This is a genomic window from Caulobacter sp. Root655, from assembly GCF_001427665.1.
GTDB lineage: Bacteria > Pseudomonadota > Alphaproteobacteria > Caulobacterales > Caulobacteraceae > Caulobacter.
The window spans coordinates 124,378-148,714 of the sequence record NZ_LMHC01000026.1; the positions used below are offsets into that span (position 1 = coordinate 124,378).

A 24,337-nucleotide genomic window follows, 5' to 3' on the forward strand; every position below is an offset into this window, starting at 1 on the left:
CTCACCCCGAGAGGTACTCAAGGACAGCCGCTACGGCAGCATTTCGCATCCGCCGCGCCCGTACATCGCCTACGTACTTCGCGAGCTTCAGTTGCTCCTCAGTGGCGTTCAGAACGTCTCCAACGGTCGTCAGCTCTAGTTCAGTGAGTTTTTCTTTCTGCCAAACTGTAAGGTCAAGAACTTGGATCGGCTTAGCGAGCTGACGTTCAAGGTGTCGCCCCGAATCATCCGAATGGTTGCGAGCTTCCAGCTCCAGGAGATTTTTATACAGTGGATGATTGGCTCCGTATTCAGTCATCCGCTTTGGCGTCAACGACTTAGCGATTTCGAACGACTGTGTTGTAGGACTAGCATCCACGGCAAATAAACAACCAAGGTTTACCATGTAACGCTTGCCGATCTCGCTGCGCGTCGCCCTAATTCCGGCTTCCATTTCGTTCAGGACGCCAGTGTAGCAAAGTATTCTGAGCGATTCTTTCACAACTTCGGGAGCATCACGATGAATCCAAAAGTATGCGCTGGTGTTCCTATCGCTCGCCAGGTAGGAATCATTTTTTGTTTTTATCTCTGGTATAACGGTTGATTCAACGAATTCCCGACCCCAATCAATAACATTGCGATGTCCATAGTATTTTTCGGCAAGTGCGGAATGTTCAGACCATATGGTAGTTCTATAATGATCGCGCATCACTTCGTTGATTTCCGTTGATGACAGCGATGGCGCGGCAGCTAGTGTCTTTAGAAGAATTCTCGGATTTCCAGAGCACGCGTATGCGAGTATGGCAAAATTTTTCCCATTTTGTGCTATACGTTTCTGGGTAGTGCTGTCAGCTTGCTTCTCGACTATCTCGCGCATGTTTTCAACATAGCGTGGATCCAGAACGTCTCTATCTATGTGGACCAAGCTGGCATCGTGCGTAGGTTGGAACGTTTCCCCAAAACTTGTTACGCCGGGGTAAACCGCTGCGTTACAGGTCAAGCAGTGGCTGCGTAGGTCTCGGAACAAAGTGAAAAATTGTCGTTGATGTTCCGGAAGAAAAATATGAGCAGCCTCATCTATAAGAAACACAAATCGTTCAATATTTAGACGATCGGATAAATCTTCGAAAGCGTCTCTAAAATCCTCAGTTGACGGAACAGCTGATGCATCAATTTCCTCTGTAGGTCGCTTGTAGGATTCCTCATAGGCGCTCGCGATCTCTTCGACCTTGGTCTTGCCTATTTTTGCATCCACGTGGCTTCCTGCTAGTAAGCCGATGCTAGCGGGAACTGCCCCCAACAATCCCGCGCGCTCGAGGGATCGGATGGCCACGGAGCACAGGCGCGCCAACATCCAGTTTCGAAACTGATGTTCGTCATCTGATTGAATCAGAGAGCTACGCACAAAGCTTACATATATGGGAAAAATACGGTCCTTATCAAAGGAGTCCATAAGCTCCTTCTGCGCAATTCGAAGTAGAAACGATTTTCCAACGCCGCGGCTACCTACGATGATGGCTGGGTTTCTACTCTTCAGAGCATTCACCGCCACGCGATCTTGGGATGTTTCGGCAAAATATTGCCCAACTTCTTCGGGCTTGATATCTTCCGTGCGGTAGAAAAAATCGCTCATTTGCCGGTCGCCCCAAAAATCCCTTGAACTTCAGCTATGGTACCCAACGCATCCATCACCACAGGTTCAATGATATTCAAGCGAATTCCATCGAGTTCTGACAAGTATCTAACCGAAAATACAAATATAATGCACAATCGTACAGTATCCGCTCTCTCGTGGAAAGCGATGGTCTTGTCAAAATCGAACTCAATATTGAGCGCTGAGTCTTCATGGGTGATTGGGTTGCCATGCACATATTCGGAACATTCCCGGTAAACCGAAGACGCAAGCTTCGCGTACTGCGTTCTGTAGGTACCCAATTCGGCGTTAAATGCGCCGAGGAAGGCATGAGAGAAAACGCCCTTATCGTTGTCGGTGATAGTGGCCCAATGGAGATCGTCGGTTCCAGCAGACCACAGCTTAAGTTTCATAAGGTGAGCCGAAAAATACACTGATGCGATAAATAATTCTAGAGAAAGCCTAAGGCTTGAAAATGCGTGGCGATAATTACCGCGAATAATTGCCTCAAGGGAATATTGATATTCGCGACAGGCTTGATCGAATACGGATTTCTCGGGCCCGGACATGACCGATAGCATCAGTCCATAATCTTTCAGGAAGTTATGAGACGTCGTGTGCATCGCAAACGCTTCGCTACTGGCGATGCATTTTGCCATGATCTCGGTCCGACTGTTGGACAATCCTCGGTAGTACTCGGCTACATCCATGCGACGTTGATACCACACCAGGCCGCAGTAGCTAGACCATATGGAGTACCTTCGGTTGAAGGGTTGAAGTAGGGCGCACGACCCTTTCAGCCGTCATCCCGGGCACAAGGCCCCGGGATGACGGTAGAAAATGGGCGGGCTCGGCGGATCGGTTGGGGACACACACTCACGGCGCGGTCTCGGCAGGGTCGGCAAGGTCTCCGCCGTGAGTATGTGTCCCCCATCTTGGTCGGTGCATGAGAGCATCGACGCCCTTCGCATCCAGCAAAATCAATGGCTTGAAGTTTTTCGATCTTTTTGATCCTCACCCCTTCCAGCCTCCCCGATACTGACCTCACCTGAAGGCACGGGGAGGGCGCACGTACGGCGACCGATGCGGCTTTCAGGGGTGGACGAGCGGGAAGGCTTGGTCGCCGGGCTCTCACAAGGAGCGCTCTCTGGTCGGTTCGGAGCAGGTTCGCCTCAGTCGCGACGAAACTCCGGCGCCGGGGGGTAGGCGGGCAAGTCAGCAGGTGCGAGGGGGTTACTCGCACAGTCCGGGACCGGGGCTCGCCGCCCTGGCCCGCCCGTCGGGGGCGCGAACAAGCTTTCGGCTAAGTGATAAGACCACTGCCTACCGAAAGCTCCCGACCAACGGCTCCACGCGAAGCGCTCGTCTTCGTCGAAACGGTATTCAAAACTGCAAATCATCCGGGCGGAGCCCGGGCGCTTCGCAACCCTCCCCAATCGCTCAGCGGGTTTCCGCGTGAGGCGGCGAAGCCGTGTGTCTCAGGTCCTCCCCCTATGGGGGAGGCGTCGGCGAAGCCGACGGAGGGGGGAGTGATCGGCGGATCACCAAAACCCGGATCCAGGATCCGACAACTCCCCCCACCGGCCTTCGGCCGCCTCCCCCACGGGGGGAGGAATTTAGGCCTGGGCCACCGCTCGTTCCTTCATGTGCTTGATCATGCCGATCGCGGCCAGGGCGTAGTGCAGGGCGGCCCAGGCGTAGAAGCACAGGGTGACGATGATGCCCTGCTGGGTCGACCTCGCCATGGCGTCGTGGCACGACTTGGCCAGGTCGGCGCCCGCGCCCTTGGGGGCCAGGCCGCCGGGGCACTGGGCGGTGAAGCTGGCCGCGCCCGGGTCGGTGAACGAGCCGCCCAGGGCGTGGAAGATGGTCGCCGCCTGCGGGTGGTTGAAGTTGTAGTGGGCCAGGTGGTCGATCAGCCAGCCGGTGAAGACCGGCCCGCCGCCCAGGGCGATCAGGTTGAGGAAGAAGAACAACAGGGCCGTGGCGGTGGCCCGGCGGCGCGGCTCGACCGAGTTCTGGACGACGCCGAAGGTCGGGGCCAGGTAGGTGTAGTGGAAGATGCCCGGGACCAGCAGGATCAGGGCCAGCATCTTCCAGTCGGTCTGCAGGTAGGCGGTGATGTAGATCGGGGTGCAGATCAGCAGGCCGATGGCCGGGACCAGGGCGTACCATTTGGCGCTGCGCCTGCCGGCCCAGTCGGTCAGGAAGCCGCCGACCAGGGTGCCGACCCCGGCCGAGAAGCCGCCGATCAGCCCGACGATCAGGCCCACCTGGGCCAGGCCCAGGCCGAAGCCGCGGACGAAATAGGGCGGCACGAACGCGCCGGAGCCATAGGCGCCGAACGAGGCGATGGTGACGCCCAGCATCATGTGCAGCACCGGCCACTTGCCGAACAGCACCTTCATCACCGCGCCCAGTTCCCGGAACTCGCCGGCCAGCGAGAACGGCGGCTTGGGCGGCTCGACGACGACCTCCTCGGGCGCCAGCGGGTGTTCCTTCAGTTCCGAATGGCCGCGCGGCGGCTCCTTGACCAGCAGCTTGACCAGCACGGCCAGCAGGATGCCCGGCAGGCCGACGATGACGAAGGCCACGCGCCAGCTGAACTCCTGGGCCAGCCAGCCGCCGGCCACCGCGCCGACCATGGTGCCCAGGGGGATGCCGAACGAATAGATCGACAGGGCCGAGGCGCGCTGCTTGGGGGCGTAGTAGTCGCTGATCAGCGAGTGGGAGGGCGGCGAGCAGCCGGCCTCGCCGACCCCGACCCCGAAGCGGTAGAGGGCCAGCTGGCCGAAGCTGGCGGCGCTGCCGCACAGGGCGGTGAAGCCCGACCAGATGACCAGGGAGATCGAGATGATCGTCACCCGGTTCCAGCGCTCGGCCATCCGGGCGATGGGGATGCCGAGCAGGGTGTAGAGGAGCGCGAAATAGAGGCCGCCCAGCAGGCCCAGCTGGGTGTCGGTCAGCTTGAGGTCGACCTTGATGGCCTGGCCGATGGTGGCGATGATCGTGCGGTCGATGAAGTTGAAGGTGTAGGTGGCGAGCAGCAGCCCCAGCACCGTCGCCTTGTAGCCATTCGAATACAGCGGCTTGCCGCCGCCCGACGCTATCGTCTGGCTCATCCTACGCCTCTCCCGTCAAACATTTGTTCTAATCGTTGGGCCGACCATAGACGCAAGGTCAACGGCAAGGCCAGAGGGGAAACGCGGGTTGGGTGGTCGCGGCGGCTTCGTGGCCTGCAGATGAACGCGAGACAACGGGCGGTCGCGGGTCTGTTCAGGACGGCGGGTCTCTACTGGACCCTTAGCGGCCGCGTCAGACGGCTGTCCCCTGAGGTCTCCCATGCACGCCTTTCCTCGCCCGCTGCCGCCGCCGCTGATGTCCGACCATTCAGCCGTGCTGGTCTCCTGCGCCGAATTGAACCGGGCCCGGACGCACCGCGCCCTGGACCGGAGCGACGACGCGCCCGTCGAGGCCCATCCCTGGGCCTATTGTTTTCCGCGGCCCGCGCTGGGTTCGCGTCGGGGTTAGCCGACCATCTCCTCGCGAATGGTCTTCCGCGCCAGCCAGAACAGGGCGAAGGCCACCAGGCCGAACAGGGTGGAGACGATCAGGGCCCAGCGCACGCCCTGCGCCTCGCCCAGGCCGCCGGGGCCGGACAGCAGGTCGCTGAGCGCCCCCACCGCCACCGGCCCCAGGCCCAGGCCCACCAGGTTGATGATCAGCAGCAGCACAGCCGAGGCGGTGGCGCGCATGGCCGGGTCGACGATGCTCTGGGCGGTGGCGTAGACCGGGCCGTACCACAGGGTGCCCAGCAGGATCGGGATGGTCAGGACGGCGATGGCCGGCATCGGCGCGGCGACGCTGATCGCCAGGATGTAGAACGGGATGGAGACCAGCGAGGCGACGGCCGGCACGGTCACATAGGCCCGCAGGTCCTTGGCCCCCAGGCGGTCGGCCAGCACCCCGCCCAGCCAGGCGCCGACGACGCCGGCCGTGCCGCCGATCAGCCCCAGGGCCAGGCCGAGAAAGCCGGCCGACTTCAGGCCGAAGGTGGCCGCCAGGGCCGCGACGTCGGCGCCGTGGACGCGGAAGAAGAACGAGGCGATGAACGGCGCCTGGCCATAGCCGATGAAGGCCTTGATCGAGGCGGCGAAGGCCACCAGCCAGAAGGTCTTCTTGGCCGCCAGCACCGCCAGGGCGGCGCCGAAGCTGATCTTCGAATGGGCTCGGGCGGCGAGGTCGGCGGCCAGCTGGCGGCGCGGCTCGACCAGGGTGATGGCGGCGACCAGGGCGAAGATCACGCCCGGCGCGCCGGCCACCATGAAGGCCACGCGCCAGCCGTAGGCGTCGGCCACCAGCCCGCCCATCGCCATGCCGGCCAGGGTGCCCAGCGGCGTGCCGATCGAATAGAAGGCGATGGCGCTGGCCCGCTTCTCCTTGGGCACATAGTCGGTGATCAGCGAATGGGCCGGCGGCGTGCAGCCGGCCTCGCCGACCCCCACGCCGATCCGGGCCAGGATCAGCTGCCAGAAGTTCTGGGTGAAGCCGCACAGCACGGTGAAGGCGCTCCAGGCCGCCACCGAGGCGCCGATGATGAACGGCCGGTTCCTGGTCTCGGCCAGCCGGGCGATCGGGATGCCCAGCACCGTGTAGAACACCGCGAAGGCCAGGCCGGTCATCATGCCCAGCTGCCAGTCGGCCAGGCCCAGGTCGCGCTTGATCGGCTCGGCCAGGATGTTGACCACCTGTCGGTCGAGGAAGTTGAGGGTGTAGATGATCAGCAGGACCCAGAGGGCGTAGCGGCGGTAGCCGGTGGAAACAGGGTTGATCACCGGCGACGGTATGGCCGTGTCCGCCATGGGCTACTCCCTCGAACAGTTGTTCTAATCGTTGAGGTGACCATAGACGCGGGGTAAGGCGGATGGCCACCCCCGCATACGCCCAAAGGAGTCCGCCATGGAAATCGTCGTCGGCACCAAGAAATGGTCCAGCTGGTCGCTGCGGCCCTGGCTGGCGCTCAAGCACACCGGCGAGGATTTCAAGGAAACCCTGGTCGAGCTGCGCCACGTCGGAACCTCCGAGGCGCTGATCGCCCAGCACTCGCCCAGCAAGCTGGTGCCGGTGGTCAAGGACGGCGACCTGGTGGTCTGGGACTCGCTGGCGATCTGCGAATATCTGAACGAGAAATATCCCAAGGCCCTGCTGTGGCCGGAGGATCCGACCCTGCGGGCCCTGGGTCGCTCGGTGGCGGCCGAGATGCATTCGGGCTTCACCTCGCTGCGCGGCGAGTGCCCGATGGAGTTGGAAACCCGCAAGACCGTGGCGATCTCCGAGGCCACCCAGAACGACGTGCGCAAGATCGTCGAGCGCTGGAACCAGCTGCTCAAGCGTTCGGGCGGGCCGTTCCTGCTGGGCAAGTGGTCGATCGCCGACGCCTTCTTCACCCCGGTGGCGACGCGGTTCCGCACCTACGGGATCCACCTGTCGGACTATGGCGACACCGGCGCGGCCGGGGCCTATTGCGAACGCCTGCTGGAGACGCCGGAATATCTGGCCTGGGAGGCCGACGCCTTGAAGTGACGGCTGGCGGCCTAGGTGGGAAACATCGCGAAATAGGGCTGGGCCTCCTCTAGCACCCGCGAGAACGACGGGCGGGCCAGCAGGCGGTCGAGATAGGCCGAGACGTTGGGATGCGCCTCGCCCAGCGGCGCGACCTTGTTGGCGTAGAACAGGGCCGGAGCGGCGGCGCAGTCGGCCAGGCTGAAGGCCTCGCCCGCCGCCCAGGTTCTGTCCGCCAGCTCGGTCTCGAGCAGGTCATAGGCCATGGCCAACTGGCCGCGGGCATGGCCCACGCCATGCGGGTCCTTGGCGCCCTCTGGCCGGATGCGGTCGCCGACGATCTTCTGCATCGACTCCTGGACGTAGAGGTCGAACAGCCTGTCCAGCAGCCGCACGCGCAGGGCGGCTTCCGCATCCTCGGGGATGAACCGGACGGGTCCCGGATACCAGGTCTGCAGGTACTCGATGATGATCGAGGTCTCGGGAACGGTGCGGTCCCGGGCGGCGTCGCGCAGCAGCGGCATCTTGCTCGTCGGCCACAGCGCCTTGAACGCGGCGGCCTCTTCCGGGTCGCCCAGATCGACCAGCCGCGCCTCGAAGGGCGTGTCGTTTTCGTAGAGGGCGATCAGCACCTTCCAGCAGAACGAGGCCAGCGGGTGCATGTGCAGCGTCAGGGACATGGGGAGCTCCGTGGAACGGTCGGGGACACACACTCACCCCACCGGCCGATGACGAAATGGCGATGTGCGGGACTGAGTGTGTGTCCCCAGTTCGTGGCAAGGCGGAGCCTCAGGCGTCGGCGCCCTGGCGCTCCAGTTCCTCGGCCAGCTTCTCGTACAGATCGCGGCACCCTGCCTCGCGTTGGGCGGGGATGTCGTAGCCGTCGAGGAACGCGCCCTGTTCGGTATAGACCAGCCGTGTTTTGGCGCCCTCGGGCTTCAGCTCGATGGTGGCCACCGACACCGAGATGCGGTTACCGTCGATGTCCATGGCGTAGGCCATGACGATCCGCTGGTCGGGGACGATGTCCCAGTAGGTGGTCTCATTGAGAATAATGAGCTTGCCGTCGGGGCTGAACCGGCCGTGTTCCTGGCCGCCGACCCGGAAGTCGTAGGTATAGTCGGCGACCGGCCAGTTCTCGGACTTCACGAACCAGCGGTCGCGGGCCTCCGAATTGGAGAAGGCCTTGAACACCCGCGCCGGGGTGGCGTCGTAGACGCGGTTGATGACGAAGGTGGCGTGGACGACGGAGCGTTCGGTCATGGTCGTTTCCTCCTGAGGATTAAGGTCAGTCTTCGTCGCCGGCCGTGGCGCGCAGATACTCCCCCAGACGGTCGAGTTTGCGCTCCATCAGGACGCGGCGTTGGTTGATCCAGGTCTCGGCGGCGCTGAGCGCTTCCGGTTCCAGTCGGCAGGTCCGCACCCGTCCGACCTTCTCCGAGCGGATCAGGCCGCTGCCCTCCAGCAGTTGCAGATGCTGCATCACCGACGGCAGCGACATGGCCAGCGGCTGGGCCAGTTCGCTGACCGAGGCCGGCCCGGCGCACAGCCGCTCGATGATGCCGCGCCGGCTGGGGTCGGCCAGCGCCTGGAACATCAGGTCGAGAGAGGGTTGTTGGTTAGTCATATGCCTAAGTATCGCGAGGCTCGCGGCGGGTCAACATATAGTTTGTCGTTTGCCTAAGTATTTGCGGCGCTCAACGAAAAACGCCCCGGACGTGGGGTCCGGGGCGTTCGACGCAGGCCAGGCTCTTACGCCCGAAGGGGAGGACGGGCGGAGGCGCTGGCCGACCTCAGAACCGCGTGGACAGGGTGACGAAACCCTGGCGAGGCGGGATCGGGAAGGTGCTGTAGCTGCCGGCCGGCTGCGAGACGGTGACGTTCAGGTCGCCCTTCTCCTGGCCCAGGTTGGTGATGTTGGCGCTGAGTTTCAGGCCCTGGATCGGCCAGTTGGCCGGGGTCTGGAAGGCGTAGCTGACCTGCAGGCTGAGCAGCATGTAGCTGTCGACCTTGAGGTCGTTGGTGTAGGTGGCGAAGCGCTCGCCGACGAAGTCGCCGATCAACTGGGCCTCGAAGTCGCCGAAGTTGGCGCTGGCCACGAACTTGTTCAGCCATTCGGGGCTGCCGGGCACCTTCTTGCCGGCGATGCGGACGATCGTCGGGGTGACGACGCCGCCCACCGTGGTCGAGCCGCTGGTGTAGTCGTCCTGATAGACCGAGCGGTTGTAGGAGACCGCGTCGTAGAACGAGAAGTGCTCGCCCAGGTCCAGGGTCAGGGCCAGGTCGACGCCATCGGTCTTCACCGCGCCGACGTTCTGGACAATGGCGGCTCCGCCGATGATCGAGATCGCCGCCGCCGACGGGGCCACGCCCAGCAGGCGGTTGCTGAAGTCGGTGTGATAGACGCTCAGCTGGCCGTCGATCCCGGTGATCGGACCGAAGGCGACGTCACGCTTGCCGCGCACGCCGGCCTCGTAGGTCCAGGCCGTTTCCGGCTCGGCGTTCTTCTTGAACTGGTCGAAGGCCGCCTGGCTGCCCAGGCTGAACGGCGACAGGCCGCCGCCGCCATAGGTCTGGAAGTGGCGCAGGTTCTTCTGGATGTTGGCGAAGGCTTCCACCCCGCCGTCCAGCGTCCACACCGCGCCCAGTTGCGGCAGGAACCACTCCTTGGTCTTGATATTGCCCACCGGCAGGCCGGTCGAGTTGACCAGCGAACCGACGATCGGCTGCACCGGCACGCGGCCGGTGGCGTCCTGGACGCTGCTCTTGAAGCCGCCTTGCAGCACCAGGTTCTCCCGGATGCGCCACTGATCCTGGAGGTAGAACTGGTAGACCTTGTTGTCGATCTCGCTGCCGTACTGGGTGATCAGCCAGCCGGTGGGCACGTCATAGGGCGAGGTCGGATGGTTGACGTCGAACGGGTACCAGCGGCGATAGGCCGACGACTTGTTGTGCTCGTACCAGAAGCCGGCCTCGACCTGGTGGTCGCCGAGCGTGGCGTTCAGGGTCGAGATGCCGCCCAGCCGGTCGATCTGGTACTCGGTGGTGCGGGTCGCGTAGCCCGAATTGCCGAACACCTGCTTGAGGTTCTGGCCCGGGAAATAGAAGTTGAACAGAGCCGGCAGGCCGGCGACCCGGATCGGACCGGCCACGATGCCGCGACCGTGGTCGTCATGATAATAGGCCTGGTTCGACCAGGTGACGTTGTCCGACAGCTTGGCGTCGTACTTGATGTAGGTCAGGTAGTCGGTGCGTTGGGCGGCGCTGAAATAGTTACGGTAATTGTCGCCCTCGGCGGCCGGGTAGTTGCCGGCGGCGTCCAGATAATCCAGAGCCGCGTGGAAGTCCGGATAGAAGAACGGCCGAGTGTAGGGCTGGTAGGCGTCGGTCGGTTTGCTGGCGGGCGGGGTGCGGAAGTAGCGGGTGGTGCCGTCCTCGTTCGGCTCGGTCTTGTCCGAATAGGACAGGTAGAAGGTCAGCTTGCCGGCCTCGCCGTCGCGGACATATTTCAGGTTGGCCTGGTCGCCGCCCTGCTTGCCGTCGAAGTCCCAGGCCTTGGCCTTCTGATGGGCGTAGGCGAAGTACAGCGCGTTGTTCCCGCCGAACGTGCCGCTGTCGAGGCGCACGAAGGTGCGGCTGGTGTCGTAGCTGCCCAGGGTCTGGTTGAACTGGCCGCCGAACTCCGCGCGCGGATCGTTGGTGAAGGTCTCGACGGCGCCGCCGAGGTTGCTGGTCGAGGCGGTGCCCAGCGAGCCGGCGCCAGACGACAGGATGACCTTGCCGACCACTTCGCTGATCACCGCGCGCTGCGGCGACAGGCCGTTGTAGTTGCCGTAGCTCTGGTCGCCCAGCGGCACGCCGTCCAGGGTGTAGCCCAACTGCTGGCCGTTGAAGCCGTGGATGAACAGCGAGGTGTTCTGCTCGTTGTTGCCCCACGGATCGGCGGTGACGTAGGTCACGCCTGGCAGGGTCTGGATCGCCTTCAGGGGCGAGAGGCCGGGCAGGATCTTCTGCATCTCCGAGCCGCTCAGCTGCACGGCCGAGCGGGTGGCCGACAGGCTGGTGACCAGCACCTGCTCGACGGCGTCGGCGGGATCGGCGGCCGGTTCGGCCGCGACCGGAGCGGCGGGCGTGTTGTCGGCGGCATGGGCCGCCTGGGCCATGGCCAGGGCGCCGAGCGCGCAGGCCGCCAACAAGGCGTGGCGAGCGGATGTGATGGACATGGAACCCCTCCGACGTCGCCCGACGCGGGCGTGTAGCTGCGGGGTGTTAGGGCAAGCCGATGACGCTTCGGCGTGGTTTTCGCGAAGGCTTCGTGACGGCGCCGGATCGTCTGCCTCAGCTTTACGCACGACGGGCGAGACGCTCTGATACCATCCTCGAAACGGGAGAGTCGCGGCATGCGAGCGCCGATCGCCAGGGCCCAGGAGACCGCCGCCGAGTTCGCCGATCCGCGGGCCGCCCGTATCGTCGCCTTCCTGCGGGACCTCGGTTTCGAGATCGACGCGACAACCCTGGACGAAGACGCCTTCGTGCCGGGCGTCATGGTGTCGGCCGGCCGGCTGCTCGTCGATCCGGCGCGGCTGACCTGGCCCGGCGACCTGCTGCACGAGGCCGGCCATGTCGCCGTCGGCGATCCGCTGCGGCGCGAGGAGGGGGTGTCGGACGACCCCGGCGAGGAGATGGCGGCCATCGCCTGGTCGTTCGCCGCGGCCCTGGCGATGGACCTGGATCCGGCGGTGCTGTTCCACGACGGCGGCTATCGCGGCGGCGCCAAGGCGCTGCGCGAGAACTTCACCCAGGGCCACTATGTCGGCGTGCCGCTGTTGGCGATGTGGGGCCTTACGATCGAGCCCCGCCGCGCGACACCCGAGGGGCCGCCGGCCTATCCGAACATGCTGGCCTGGCGGCGGAGCTAGGCGTCCGTCAGATCAGATGAGGGCCGACCCGAGCTTTCAGGAGCACGATCAGGGCCGGGTCCATGAAGGTGTAGTCGTCGGGGATGTTCAGGCAGATCACCCGCGCCTTCAGGTGACGCTTGAAGCGCTTGGACAGCTTGTTGCGATGAGTTCGCTCCATCACGAAGATGATCTGCGCCCATTCGACCAGTTCGCCGGTCAGTGGGTTCTCCGCATCATGGTTCGTGCCGGCGGAATCGGCCTCGACGCCGGGCCAGGTCGAGAACACCTGCTCGGCGGTGGGGCTGCGCAGCTTGTTCTGGCTGCAGACGAAGAGGACGCGCTTCAAGCGGGCCTTACGCCGCCGCGAAGTCGCGCAGGGCGGGCAGGCCGCTCTGGCGCATCGGCAGGACGAAGCTGACGGTGGTGCCTTCGCCCGGCGTGCTGGTCATCTCCAGGGCGCCGTCGTGCATCTCGACCAGCGACTTGGTCAGGGCCAGGCCCAGGCCGGTGCCCTGGGTGGTCTTGGCGTGCTGGCTTTCGACCTGTTCGAACGGCCGGGCCAGGCGGGCCAGGTCCTCGGCGGCGATGCCGATGCCGGTGTCGGTGACCGAGACCCGCACCCGTTCGCCCAGCGGATCGCGGCGCACCTCGGCCCGCACGGTGACGCGGCCGGCCCGGGGGGTGAATTTGATGGCGTTGGACAACAGGTTCAGCAGCACCTGCTTGACCGCGCGGTAGTCGGCCTCGACCTCGGGCAGGGACGGGAAGTCGATCTCCAGCTTCAGGCCGGCGGCCTCGGCGCGGTTGCGCACCAGGCGCACGGCGTCCTCGGTAACGTCCTCCAGGTGCAGCGGCTCGAACTTCAGGTTCATCTTGCCGGCCTCGATCTTCGACATGTCGAGGATGTCGTTGATCAGGGCCAGCAGGTGCTGGCCGGAATTGTGGATGTCGAGGCTGTAGCCCTTGTAGCGCTGGTCGCCCAGCGGGCCGAACATCTCGTTCATCATGATCTCGGAGAAGCCGTTGATGGCGTTCAGCGGCGTGCGCAGTTCGTGGGACATGTTGGCCAGGAACTCGCTCTTGGCCTTGTTGGCGCCCTCGGCCTTGACCTTCTCCATCTCGTACTTGCGGGCCAGCTCGGCCAGCTGTTCCTGGCTGCGCTCCAGGCCGGCGACGGCGTGCTGGAGCTGCTCTTCGTTGAGGCGGCGGGCCTCTTCCTGGTTCTTGATGGCGGTGATGTCGGCGGCGGTCATCACCAGGCCGCCCTCGGCCGTGCGGCGTTCGCTGATCTGGATCCAGCGGCCGTCGTTCAGCTCGGCCTCGCGCACGCCCTTGGCGCCGTCCGGGGCGGGCTGGTCGTGCTTGATGGCCAGGGCCGCGAAGCGGTTGACCTCGTTGCGCGGCGCGCCGGGCTTCAGCAGCTTGGGTTCCAGGTTGAAGACGTTACGGTAGTTGCGGTTGCACATCAGCAGTCGGCCCTGGCGGTCCCACAGCACGAAGGCTTCCGACACGCTCTCGATGGCGTCGCGCAGGCGATTCTCGGCGGCCTGGGCGCGGGCCTGGGCCAGGCGTTCCTCGGTGACGTCCAGCGCCACGCCGATGATCCGAGAATAGCCATCCTCGCCCGGTTTGCCGAAACCCTGGCCGCGGGCGTCGACCCAGATCGAACGGGCGCCATCGACGCCGGGCACGCGGAACGAGACGTCGAAGGCTCCGTACATGGCGGCGTTGGCCAGGGCCTGGCGCACCTTGTCGCGATGATCGACCGACACGCGGTCCAGCAGTTCCTGGCCGCCGACCACGCCGCCGCCGCCCCAGCCGAACATCGCGCCGGTGACGTCGGACATGAACACCTGGTCGCCGCCCAGTTCCCATTCCCAGATGCCGCAGCGGGCGGCCTCGACGGCGAGGCGGAAGCGCTGCTCGCTGTCGACGAATTCCTTCTGGGCGGTCTGGACCCGGCGGCTCTGCAGCATCAGCAGCAAGGCCAGGGCGATGCCGACGGCCAGCGGGGCCAGCAGCGAGATGGCGCCTTCCATCACCTGGCGATCGACATTGGCCACGGTGCGTGGGCGCGACCCGACGGCGGCCAGCAAGGCGCCCTGGGCCAGGGGTTGGACGGCGATGTCCAGGGCCTGGCCGTCGGACGACTGGCCGCGCAGGGCGGCCGTCGCGCCGCCGACGTCGTCGATCGACAGCGAGAAGGCCTCGCGAAGGTTGGTGGCCCCCTGGATCGGACGGCCGGCGGCGGCGATGAACCGGCCGTCGGCCAGCATCAGCGCGCCGGCCCCACCCTTGGGGGGCTCGGCGAGCAGGCGGGATGGGTCGCTGGAGGCGATGACGAAACCGCGGCCGCCGCCAGCCGGCGTGGCGTGGGCGACGTAGAGGCGGCCAGTGGTCCCGGCGCCGATCCAGACGCTGCGGCCCGAGGCGGCGGCGGCGCGGGCGGCGGCCTTCCAGTCGGCGGCGGTGTCGCGCCCGGCCACGGCCAGGACGTCGGTGGGGCTGACCACGGCGACCGCCATGGCTTCGCCGCCGGCGGCGCGCAGGGCGGTCTCGGCGGCGTCGATCGGGGCGCCGGGGTCACGCTGCAACAGGTCGGAGGCGGCCGACAGGCCGGCGCGCTGGGCGGCGAGATTGGTCTCGACCGCGCTGGCCGCCAGCCGGGCCTCGGCGGCCAGGGACGCGCCGCCCGGCGGCGCGCTGGCTTCCTGCTTCAGGCGGTTGACGCCGAAGGCGGTGTAGACGGCCAGCAGCAGCAGGGCGGCCAGGATGGCCACGCGCACATAGGCCTGGGAAGGCGATCGCGCGGCGCGCGCGCGGGCCGCGCCCGCCGCCGACAGGCCGGCTCCCGCCAGCCTCCCGGTTCTCGCCCCGCCACGCTCCAACGCCAGATGCTCCCGCGATCTCTGGCGAGTCACTTCGCCAACATGGTGAATCTAACGCACGCGCGACCGGCGCGTCACCGCAGAACGGAGGTTTTGATGGCGTGTGGGCCCTTTAGTCGCAACCTGCGGGGGACGAATCATCCCAAACTCAGCGGAAGCTGGGCCGCAAGCCGTCAATCCAGGGCGCGGGAAACCAGTTCCAGCACATTCTTTGACAATCCGACGTGGCCGCGGATGCGCTCCAGCTGCTCGCGCATCAAGGCGCCGAGGGCCGGGACGTAGCGCCGCCAGGCGCCCAGGGGCTCGACCAGCCGCGCCGCCGTCATCGGATTGAAGCCGTCGACGCCCAGGATCTGGTCGGCCAGGAAGCGATAGCCGGCTCCCGTCTCGTCATGGAAGCGGGCGGGATTGCCGCTGGCGAAACCCTGGACCAGGGCCCGCAGGCGGTTGGGGTTGCCGGCGTCGAAATCGGGGTGCGCCGTCAGGGCCAGGATGCGACCGATGGCTCCCTCGCCCGGATCGCGGGCCTGGACCGAGAACCACTTGTCCAGCACCAGGGGCTCCTCGCGCCATTGGGCGTGGAAGGCGGCTAGGGCCTTCTCGGCCGGTTCGCCGCCGATTTGCACCAGGGCCGACAGGGCCCCCATGGCGTCGGTCATGTTGGCCGCGCTCTCGAAGTGGCCGACGATGCGCTCGACGTTGACGGCGTGCGGGTCGGCGGCCAGCAGGTCGCAGCAGCCGTTGCGCAGGGCGCGCTTGCCGGCGGCCCGGGCGTCGGCCGAGAACTCGCCGCCGTTCTGCAGGTCGCCGTGCAGACGCCGCAGCAGGTCGCCCAAATGGACGGCGATGCGGGTCTTCAGGCTGTCGCGGGCCGCGTGGATCGCCGCCGGATCGACCGGATCGACGGCCAGGCTGAGATCGCCCTCGCTGGGCAGGGTCAGCAGCAGGGCCTTGAAGGCCGGGTCCGAGGCGTCGTCGACCAGCGCCTTGCCCAGGGCGTCGGCATAGCGCTCCTCGCCGACATCGTCGGGGGCGCCGGCGGCGCGGCCGAGGATCAGTTCGCGGGCCAGGGTCTGGCCGGCTTCCCAGCGGTTGAACAGGTCCGGGTCGGCGGCGAACTGCACGTAGCGGTCGACCGACCGGGCGTCGGTGGTCAGGTTCACCGGCGCCGAGAAGCCGCGCAGGGCCGAGATGATCGGGGCGCTCTTCACGCCGTCCCAGCGCACGATCCTGGTCGGGCCGTCCAGCAGCACGACCTCGCTGCCGCGCAGGTTTTCACCCTCGCTGTCGAGCAGGCCGATGGTCACCGGAATTGGCAGGGCCCGTTTGTCCGGCTGGCCGCTGGTCGGGGCGGTCGACTGGGTGAGGGTGATTTCCAGCGCCTGGGCGGCCTCGTCATAGGCGTGGGTCAGCGATACCGCTGGGGTGCCGGCCTGTTCGTACCAGGCGAAGAAATCGCCCATGTCGCGGCCCGACGCGTCGGCGAAACAGGCGATGAAAGCCTCGACCGTGGTCGCCTCGCCGTCGTGGCGTTCGAAATAAAGGTCCAGGCTCTTCCTGAAGACGTCCGCGCCCAGGATGGTCTTGAGCATCCGGATCAGCTCGGAGCCCTTCTCGTAGATGGTCGCGGTGTAGAAGTTGTCGATCTTCAGATAGCTGGACGGCCGCACGGGGTGGGCCAAGGGGCCGGCGTCCTCGGCGAACTGGCGGGCGCGCAGGGCCTTGACGTCCTTGATCCGCTGGACGGCCTCGCCGCGCATGTCGGCGCTGAAGCTCTGGTCGCGGAAGACGGTCAGGCCTTCCTTCAGACACAGCTGGAACCAGTCGCGGCAGGTGATGCGGTTGCCGGTCCAGTTATGGAAATATTCGTGGGCCACGACGCTTTCGATGCGCTCGTAGTCCATGTCGGTGGCGGTCTCGGGCGCGGCCAGCAGCAGGGAGCTGTTGAAGATGTTCAGCCCCTTGTTCTCCATGGCCCCGAAGTTGAAATCGCGCACGGCGACGATCATGAACAGGTCCAGGTCGTACTCGCGACCGAACGCCTCCTCGTCCCACTTCATCGACCGCTTGAGGCTGTCCAGGGCATAGGCGGCGCGCGGGGCCATGCCGGGGTCGACGAACACCTTCAGGGCCACGGGGCGGCCGGTCATGGTGGTGAAGCTGTCCTCCAGCACGTCCAATTCGCCGGCCACCAGGGCGAACAGATAGGCCGGCTTGGGGAAGGGGTCGTTCCAGACGGCATAGTGGCGCCTGCCTTCCAGCGCGCCGCTCTCGACCAGGTTGCCGTTGGAGAGCAGGTGGGTGAACGCCTCGTCGGCCTCGATCCGCACCGTGTAGCGGCTCAGCACGTCGGGCCGGTCGGGGAAGAAGGTGATGGTGCGGAAGCCCTCGGCCTCGCACTGGGTGCAGAACCGGCCGCCGGACATGTAGAGGCCCATCAGCGCCTTGTTGGCCGACGGGTCGATCTCGACCTCGGTGGTCAGGACGAAGGCGTCGGGCACGGCGTGGATCGTCAGGCCCTCGGCGTCGAGGGCGTATTCGTTGGCGCTCAGCGCCTGGCCGTCGATCGCCACAGAGATCAGCTTCAGCCGCTCGCCGTTCAGGAACAGGGGCTCGTCCGCCGCGCCGCAGCGTTTGACCGCCAGCGTCGCCTTGACCCGCGTTGCTGTGGGTTCCAGCTGGAATTCCAGGGCGGTGGTCTCGATCCGGAACGGGAACGGGCGATAGTCCGAGAGCCGGACGGGCTGGGGCGTGTCTGTGCGCATCTGGCCAATGTAGGCAAGGCGGTGCGCCGGGGCGAGGGCGCTCTTGACCCGACAGGCAAATTGTCCGCGAGTTCGCGCCGTCACCAGGGGGCGTCGATGACCGGGCGGGAATGCGGCGAGTGTGGTCAGTGCTGCAAGCTGATCGGCGTGCGCGAGCTGGAGAAGGCGCCCCACGTCTGGTGCCGCTACTACAAGCGCGGCAAGGGGTGCGGGGTCTATGAGGACCGGCCGCGGGGCTGCGCCGACTTCGCCTGCGACTGGTTGCTGGACACCCGCCTGGACCAGGCCTGGCGGCCGGACCGCAGCGGTTTCGTGCTGCACGCCGGCGATGGAGGCCGGACGATCAATGTCGAGCTCGACCCGACCCAGCCCTCGGCCTGGCGGCGGGCGCCGTTCGAGGTGATCCTGCGGGGCTGGGCCAACGCCGGGGCGGCCGAGGGGCTGGAGGTGCTGATCTGGGTCGGACGCCGCTGCTGGCGGCTGACGCCTGGCGGCGGCGAGATCGACCTCGGCGTGGTCCGGCCGGCCGTGGGGTTCGCCTCGCACAGCCGCCTGCGCCGGCCGGGTTCGGGACGCGACTGGCCGCCGCGCGAGACCGTCGGCCGTGTTGAACCCACCTAAGCCGTTCGTCACTTGAACCGCGACATGATCCCGCCAAAGGTCGGGACAGTTCCTGGGGGATTCCATCCATGTCGCTGACTGACGCTTCGCCATCCGCTGTCGGCCTCGACGTCGGTTCGCGCCGCGTCCTGCATCCCGGCCCATTGCGCTGGCTGCGGTCGCTGGGCTGGGGCGTGTTGCTGTTCGTGCTGTTCGGGTTCGCCTACGGCGTGCTTGGTCTGGCGACGGAGTCTGGCGTCACCTGGTTCAGCGCGTCCCAGGGCGCCTTGATCACGGCCGTGGCCAGCGTCATCGGCCTGACCTTGTACGCGCTTCTCGTCCGGGGCGCGGAGGCGCGCTGGCCCAGCGAACTGGGTCTGAGGCAGGCCGCGCCTGAACTGCTGATCGGGCTGGTGGTCGGCGCGGCGATGATGAGCGTGGTGGTCGCGGTGCTGCTGGTCTCGGGCCTCTACGAGATTTCCGGGCCCCGCGCGTCGTCGCCCTGGGACATGATCACCGTCGCCATCTCCTCGGGGGTCTTCGAGGAACTGATGTTCAGGGCGATCCTTCTGCGTCTCCTGATGCGCGCCTTCGGGCTGTGGCCGGCGCTGACGCTCTCGGCCGCGTTCTTCGGCTACGTGCACCTGGGCAATGACAACGCCACGCCGATGGCGGCGGCCGCGATCGCGGTGGAGGCCGGCCTGATGCTGGCGGCCTTCTACCTGCTGACCGGACGCCTGTGGATGGCGGTTGGCGTGCATGCGGCCTGGAACTTCGCCCAGGGCTGGATCTGGGGCGCGCGCGTCTCGGGCAACGAAGTCAAGGAGAGCCTGTTCCTGAGCCTACCTCGCGCGACCGCTCCGGAATGGCTGAGCGGCGGCGCGTTCGGACCCGAAGCCTCGGTTCCGGCGATGATCGTGGGGACGAGCGTGGCGATCGGGGTGCTGTACTGGGCGTGGAGGAAGGGGAACTTCAAGGTCCGCCCGGACGCGACGGTGGCGATCGAGGCGCTCTAACCCGCCTCGACGATGCTGACCGCCCCTTCGGCGGCGGGAACCTCGTACAGCGCCCGCTCGATGGCGGCGGCGCGTTGGGCCAGGGCCACCAGGGCCGGCGGCGCGTCCTCGGGATGGTCGCTGGCCAGTTCAACCAGCTGGCGGGCCAGGGCGTGGAGTTGCGGCGCGGCGGCGATCAGCCGGGCCTGGAACTCCATCTTGCGCGGGTCGCGGTCGTACTCGGCCCCCGGCGTGCGCCAGCCGCCCCAGTCGTTGGAATCGGTGACCACCACCGGATAGGTGCCGGGATAGGGGTGGTGCAGGCAGTCGCTTTCCTGCTGCCATTTGTTGCGGGCCCGCAGGATGCGCCAGTTGGCGACCACGCCGCCGCCCTCATCGTCGATGCGGTCCTCGGGCTTCAGCTCGTGGGCGTGGAACTCGCGACCCAGGCCGACGTCGTAGGTGACGCGCACGGGCTCGTCGAAGCCCTTGGCCCAGATCGGCACGATGCGCTCGATCGTCGCCCAGGCGCCGACGCTGTCGACCCACACCTTCTGGTTCCGCTGGAAGACGGTCTTGGCCACGCACGCGCTCTCACAGGTTTCGAGGTCGCCATAAGAACCTGAAATCCTTGACGCGAGGTCAATCTTTCCCTGGAGCCCAAGGCGGTCCATCGTGACCGGGCGTCGCGCCGCCATCCCACAAGAGCGGGCGCGCCAGGGAGGAAGTCCAAGTGGATTTCGACTATTCCGACGACCAGAAGTTCCTCAAGGACGAGGCGCGCAAGTTCCTCGCCGCCCGTTGCGCGCCCTCGGTGGTGCGCGGCGTGCTCGACGACCCGGCCAGGAGCTACGACACGGGGCTGTGGAGCGCCGTCGCCGAGCAGGGCTGGCTCGGCGCGGCCATTCCCGAGCAATATAACGGCCTGGGCCTGGGGCGGGTGGAGCTGTGCGCCATCGCCGAGGAGTTGGGCCGGGCCGTGGCTCCGATCCCCTTCGCCTCGACGGTCTACGTGCTGGCCGAGGCCGTGATGGCCCACGGGACCGACGCCCAGAAGGCCGCAATCCTGCCGCGCATCGCCGCCGGCGAGCTGATCGGCTGTCTGGCGGTATCGGAAGGGCCGGGCACGGTCACTCCGTCGGCCCTGTCGGCCAAGGTCGAGGGCGGCAAGCTCTCGGGCGTCAAGATCCCGGTCACCGACGGCGACGCGGCCGGCATGGCGATCGTGCTGGCCAACGAAGGCGGCCGGCCGGGCCTGTTCCTGGTCGATCTCAAGGCCAGCGGCGTCCGCGCCGAGACCCTGGAGAGTCTGGACCCCACCCGCGGCGTCGCCCGCCTGACCTTCGAGGGGGCCACCGCGGATCGGCTGGGGGAGGCCGGCCAAGGCTTCGAACTGGTGCAAGCGATCCTCGACCGCGCCGCCGTGCTGCTGGCCTTCGAACAGCTGGGCGGCGCCGATCGCTGCCTGGAGATGGCGCGGGAATACGCCCTGGGCCGCTACGCCTTCGGGCGGGTGATCGCCGGCTACCAGGCGATGAAGCACAAGATGGCCGACATGTACGTCAAGAACGAGGTCGCCCGCTCCAACGCCTATTACGGGGCCTGGGCCCTGGACGTCGATGCGCCGGAACTGCCGACCGCCGCCGCCGCCGCCCGCATCGCCGCCTCCGACGCCTTCTGGTTCGCCAGCAAGGAAAGCGTGCAGGTGCACGGCGGCATGGGCTTCACCTGGGACGTCGACTGCCACCTCTACTACCGGCGCTCGCGGCAGCTCAGCCTCGTGGCCGGCTCGCCCAAGCTCTGGAAAGAGCGGCTGGTCAGCGAACTCGAAAAAAAGAACGCGGCTTAGGGAGATCAGGACCATGGATTTCAACGACTCTCCCGAAGAAGCCGCCTATCGCGAGAAGGCTCGCGCCTGGCTTGCCGAGAACGCCGCCGCGCATCGCGCCGCGCATGGCGAGCCCAAGCCGACCACGCCCGAGCACATGGCCGCCGCCAAGGCCTGGCAGGCGCGCAAGGCCGGGGCCGGCTATGCCTGCATCACCTGGCCGGCCGGGGTCGGCGGGGGCGGCGGCACGCCGATCCAGTCGGTGATCTTCGGCCAGGAAGAAGCCAAGGCCGGCGTCAGCTACGGCTACTTCACCATCGGCCTGGGCATGTGCGTGCCCACGGTGATGGCCTTCGCCAGCGACGAGACCAAGCAGCGCTTCGTGTCGCCCGCCGTGAAGGGCGAGGAGATCTGGTGCCAGCTATTCTCCGAACCGGCCGGCGGCTCCGACGTCGCGGCCCTGCGCACCCGGGCGGTCAAGGACGGTAGCGACTGGGTCATCAACGGCCAGAAAGTCTGGACCACCGGCGCCCACTATTGTGACTACGGCATCGTCCTGGTGCGTACAGACGTAGACGCGCCCAAGCACAAGGGCCTGACCATGTTCTGGATCGACATGCGCGACGCCGCCGTCGAGTGCCGGCCGATCCACCAGATGTCGGGCGGACGCGAGTTCAACGAGGTCTATTTCACCGACCTGCGGGTCAAGGACAGCCAGCGGCTGGGCGCGGTCGGCGAGGGCTGGAAGGTGGCCCTGGTCACCCTGATGAACGAGCGCCTGGCGGTCGGCGGCTCCAGCGGCCCGGACTATCGCCAGGTCATGGAACTGGCGCGCGGCCTTTCGGGCCCGAACGGCCCGGCCCTGAAGGACAACGCCTTCCGCGAGAAGCTGGCCGACTGGTACGTCAATTCCCAAGGGCTGAAATACACCCGCTTCCGCACCATGACCGCCCTGTCGCGCGGCCAGACGCCGGGCCCGGAAAGCTCGATCGGCAAGATCATCGCCGCCAACCAGATGCAGGAGATGGCCAATACCGCCGTCGAGGCGCAGGGCGAGTATGGCATCCTCACCGACCCGTCCCTGGCCCCGATGGAGGCGGCGTTCCAGGCGAGCCTGATGTGGGCCCCGGGCCTGCGGATCGCCGGCGGCACCGACGAGATCCTCAAGAATATCATCGCCGAGCGGGTGCTGGGCCTGCCGGGGGATGTGCGGGTCGACAAGGACGTGGCGTTCAAGGACATGCCGACGGGGCGGTAGGGTCGGCGCTTGCCCCCACCTGACCGCTTCGCGGTCTGTCGCGGCGAGGGGGCGGAGCCTCGCGCTCCAGGCTCTTCCCCCTATGGGGGAAGACGGTCGCGAAGCGACCCGTAGGGGGCAAGTCCTCAGCTCCCCTTCACGTCCTTCGCCGCCCGCGTCAGCTGCACGAACTCCGCCCGCAGGCCATAAGGGTCCTCGCCCCGCGCGCCCTGCGCCAGGTCCGTGACGGCGTTCCAGTCGAAGCCGTCATCCACCCACGGATCACCCCGCAGCTTCTGGCCGTAGGCGGCCACCGCCACGGCGAAGCGGGTGGCCTCGGGGGCGGCGGCCAGGCTCGACCGGACATCACCGGCTCCAATCGGCCGCTCGATCAGCTTCGACGCCGAACCGCCGGGCGGCTTGTAGCGGATCTTCAGGAAGGCCAGTTCGTCGCCGCTCGCCTTGGCCGGCGTCTTGTCGCCGTAGCGCAGCGGGTCCGACGACGGCCGGACCCCGACCGGGGTGATCTCGTAGATCGCCGTCACCGCGGCGCCCGAGCCCACCTCGCCGGCGTCGACCTGGTCGTTGTTGAAGTCCTCGCGATTGAGCAGCCGGGTCTCGTAGCCGATCAGCCGATACTCGGCGACCTTGGCCGGGTTGAACTCGACCTGGATCTTGACGTCGTCGGCGATCGGGAAAAGGGCGCTGTCGAAGTCGTCGCGCAGCAGCTTGCGCGCCTCCTGCAAGCTGTCGACATAGGCTGCCGTGCCGTTGCCGTTCTGGGCCAGGGCCTGCATCATCGTGTCGTTGTAGTTGCCGCGCCCGAAGCCGTAGACCGACAGGTAGACGCCGCTCTTGCGCTGGTCGGCGACGAAATCCTTCAGCCGCGCCGGATCGGCGATCCCGACATTGAAGTCGCCGTCGGTCAGCAGGATCACCCGGTTGACCGCCTTGGGGTCGAGGTTCTGCTTGGCCAGCGCATAGGCCAGCTCCAGCCCCTGGCCGCCGGCGGTCGAGCCGCCGGACCGCAGGGCCGTCAGGGCGCAGCGCATCTTCAGCTTCGAACGCCCGTCGGTGGGCGACAGCACCGCGCCGGCCGAGCCGGCATAGGCCACCATCGACACCCGGTCCCGCGGCCGCAGCTGGTCGATCAGCACGTTCAGCGCCTTCTTGGCCAGCGGCAGGCGGTCCTCGCCGGACATCGAGCCGGAGGTGTCGATCAGGAACACCAGGTTCAGCGGCGGCTGGTCGGCGCGCGGCGCGGCGTAGCCCTGGACGCCGATGTGCAGCAACTGGCGATCCTTGGACCAGGGCGAGGGGACGACCGCGACGGTCGGCTTGAACGGCGAGTCCTTGGCGGTGGGACGGGCGTAGCCGTAGTCGAAATAGTTGATCAGTTCCTCGACCCGGACGGCGTCGTGGGGCGGGGCGCTGGCGTCGTTCAGGAAGCGGCGGACATTGGCGTAGGCGGCGGTGTCGACGTCGATCGAGAAGGTCGAGACCGGCTCGTCGACCACGCGCTTGACCGGGTTGGCGACGGCGCCGGGATACTTCTCCGTGTCGCGAATCTGGGGGGCGAAGGCCGGCGACGGCATGATCGGCGATGCGTAACCGTAGACCGCCGGCGGGGGCGGCGGGGGCGGCGGGGGTGGAGGGGGCGCCTTCGATTCGGAGCGCGGCTGCACCGACGGGATCGGCAGGGGCGGCGGGGCCATGCCGACCGGCGCGCCCTGAACCATGGTGGCGCGCCGGGGCGAGGCGAGGCGATGGTCGCGTTCGCTCGACGCGACATAGCCCAGGGCGGCGCACGCCTCGGGCGTCACCGCGCCGTCGCCGGGGGACGGCAGGGCCAGGCTGGGCGCGCTGGCGCCGCCGGCGATCAGCAGGGAAAGGGCGGTGGAGCCAAGGATACGAAGGCCGGATGACGCCATGACCGGAAGTCCTCTCAG

19 protein-coding genes are annotated in these 24,337 nt (G+C 66.8%); 6 read left to right on the forward strand and 13 right to left on the reverse strand.

All coding sequences use genetic code 11. The features are described 5' to 3' along the window. Position 1: 1 nt before the first annotated feature. The 4 genes from ASD79_RS23565 to ASD79_RS21365 form a co-directional block, all read right to left on the reverse strand. Positions 2-1,612 (reverse strand): hypothetical protein, encoded by a 1,611-nt coding sequence (locus ASD79_RS23565; protein ID WP_082585058.1) that lies wholly within the window; start codon positions 1,610-1,612, stop codon positions 2-4. Beyond that, entirely contained in the window at positions 1,609-2,271 is a 663-nt protein-coding gene (locus ASD79_RS24140) for a hypothetical protein (RefSeq protein ID WP_156400618.1), read from the reverse strand. The genes ASD79_RS23565 and ASD79_RS24140 overlap by 4 nt, the downstream gene beginning before the upstream one ends. Positions 2,272-3,228: 957 nt before the next feature. After that, on the reverse strand, positions 3,229-4,734 hold the full coding sequence (locus ASD79_RS21355) for an MFS transporter (RefSeq protein WP_056725408.1): 1,506 nt from the start codon (positions 4,732-4,734) through the stop codon (positions 3,229-3,231). A gap of 405 nt (positions 4,735-5,139) precedes the next feature. Beyond that, on the reverse strand, positions 5,140-6,474 hold the full coding sequence (locus tag ASD79_RS21365) for an MFS transporter (protein ID WP_056725410.1): 1,335 nt from the start codon (positions 6,472-6,474) through the stop codon (positions 5,140-5,142). 97 nt (positions 6,475-6,571) lie between these two features. Between ASD79_RS21365 and ASD79_RS21370 the strand changes: the two genes are divergently transcribed. Beyond that, positions 6,572-7,195 (forward strand): glutathione S-transferase family protein, encoded by a 624-nt coding sequence (locus ASD79_RS21370; RefSeq protein ID WP_056725412.1) that lies wholly within the window; start codon positions 6,572-6,574, stop codon positions 7,193-7,195. An 11-nt stretch (positions 7,196-7,206) separates the two neighbouring features. Here the strand turns inward: ASD79_RS21370 and ASD79_RS21375 are convergent, their stop codons facing one another. The 4 genes from ASD79_RS21375 to ASD79_RS21390 form a co-directional block, all read right to left on the reverse strand. Beyond that, positions 7,207-7,854, reverse strand: coding sequence for a glutathione S-transferase family protein (locus ASD79_RS21375; RefSeq protein WP_056725414.1), 648 nt, complete (start codon positions 7,852-7,854; stop codon positions 7,207-7,209). Between the two features lie 109 nt (positions 7,855-7,963). Next, positions 7,964-8,437, reverse strand: coding sequence for an SRPBCC family protein (locus ASD79_RS21380; protein WP_056725417.1), 474 nt, complete (start codon positions 8,435-8,437; stop codon positions 7,964-7,966). A gap of 25 nt (positions 8,438-8,462) precedes the next feature. Beyond that, positions 8,463-8,801 carry a helix-turn-helix transcriptional regulator gene (locus ASD79_RS21385; RefSeq protein ID WP_007664037.1) on the reverse strand — a complete coding sequence of 113 codons (339 nt, stop codon included), beginning with the start codon at positions 8,799-8,801 and terminating at the stop codon, positions 8,463-8,465. A 166-nt stretch (positions 8,802-8,967) separates the two neighbouring features. Further along, positions 8,968-11,397 (reverse strand): TonB-dependent receptor, encoded by a 2,430-nt coding sequence (locus ASD79_RS21390; protein WP_056725419.1) that lies wholly within the window; start codon positions 11,395-11,397, stop codon positions 8,968-8,970. 177 nt (positions 11,398-11,574) lie between these two features. Between ASD79_RS21390 and ASD79_RS21395 the strand changes: the two genes are divergently transcribed. Further along, a complete protein-coding gene (locus tag ASD79_RS21395) occupies positions 11,575-12,093 on the forward strand; it encodes a hypothetical protein (protein ID WP_056725422.1) in 519 nt (172 codons plus the stop codon). Positions 12,094-12,100: 7 nt separating this feature from the next. Here ASD79_RS21395 and ASD79_RS21400 read toward each other — a convergent pair whose 3' ends face one another. The 3 genes from ASD79_RS21400 to pepN form a co-directional block, all read right to left on the reverse strand. Beyond that, positions 12,101-12,421 carry a low molecular weight protein tyrosine phosphatase family protein gene (locus ASD79_RS21400; RefSeq protein WP_056725424.1) on the reverse strand — a complete coding sequence of 107 codons (321 nt, stop codon included), beginning with the start codon at positions 12,419-12,421 and terminating at the stop codon, positions 12,101-12,103. Positions 12,422-12,428: 7 nt separating this feature from the next. After that, the gene (locus ASD79_RS21405) at positions 12,429-14,933 is read right to left on the reverse strand and encodes a PAS domain-containing sensor histidine kinase (protein WP_200952343.1); all 2,505 of its coding nucleotides are present in this window, start codon (positions 14,931-14,933) and stop codon (positions 12,429-12,431) included. 203 nt (positions 14,934-15,136) lie between these two features. Then, a complete protein-coding gene (gene pepN, locus ASD79_RS21410) occupies positions 15,137-17,728 on the reverse strand; it encodes an aminopeptidase N (RefSeq protein ID WP_056725429.1) in 2,592 nt (863 codons plus the stop codon). Positions 17,729-17,824: 96 nt separating this feature from the next. Here pepN and ASD79_RS21415 point away from each other — a divergent pair, with 96 nt between their 5' ends. Together ASD79_RS21415 and ASD79_RS21420 are read left to right on the forward strand one after the other, a co-directional pair. Continuing rightward, a complete protein-coding gene (locus ASD79_RS21415) occupies positions 17,825-18,349 on the forward strand; it encodes a hypothetical protein (RefSeq protein ID WP_056725431.1) in 525 nt (174 codons plus the stop codon). A gap of 68 nt (positions 18,350-18,417) precedes the next feature. After that, positions 18,418-19,344: a CPBP family intramembrane glutamic endopeptidase gene (locus tag ASD79_RS21420; protein WP_056725432.1), complete on the forward strand. Its 927-nt coding sequence runs from the start codon at positions 18,418-18,420 to the stop codon at positions 19,342-19,344. Here ASD79_RS21420 and ASD79_RS21425 read toward each other — a convergent pair. Beyond that, positions 19,341-19,907, reverse strand: coding sequence for a hypothetical protein (locus tag ASD79_RS21425; RefSeq protein ID WP_056725434.1), 567 nt, complete (start codon positions 19,905-19,907; stop codon positions 19,341-19,343). The two genes, ASD79_RS21420 and ASD79_RS21425, sit on opposite strands and share 4 nt — an antisense overlap. A gap of 149 nt (positions 19,908-20,056) precedes the next feature. On the opposite strand from ASD79_RS21425, the gene ASD79_RS21430 reads away from it, so the two are divergent. Both ASD79_RS21430 and ASD79_RS21435 read left to right on the forward strand, forming a co-directional pair. Continuing rightward, the gene (locus ASD79_RS21430; protein WP_056725435.1) at positions 20,057-21,172 is read left to right on the forward strand and encodes an acyl-CoA dehydrogenase family protein; all 1,116 of its coding nucleotides are present in this window, start codon (positions 20,057-20,059) and stop codon (positions 21,170-21,172) included. A 13-nt stretch (positions 21,173-21,185) separates the two neighbouring features. Then, positions 21,186-22,409 carry an acyl-CoA dehydrogenase family protein gene (locus ASD79_RS21435; RefSeq protein WP_056725439.1) on the forward strand — a complete coding sequence of 408 codons (1,224 nt, stop codon included), beginning with the start codon at positions 21,186-21,188 and terminating at the stop codon, positions 22,407-22,409. A gap of 125 nt (positions 22,410-22,534) precedes the next feature. Here ASD79_RS21435 and ASD79_RS21440 read toward each other — a convergent pair whose 3' ends face one another. After that, a complete protein-coding gene (locus ASD79_RS21440; RefSeq protein WP_056725441.1) occupies positions 22,535-24,319 on the reverse strand; it encodes a VWA domain-containing protein in 1,785 nt (594 codons plus the stop codon). Between the last annotated feature and the right edge of the window lie 18 nt (positions 24,320-24,337).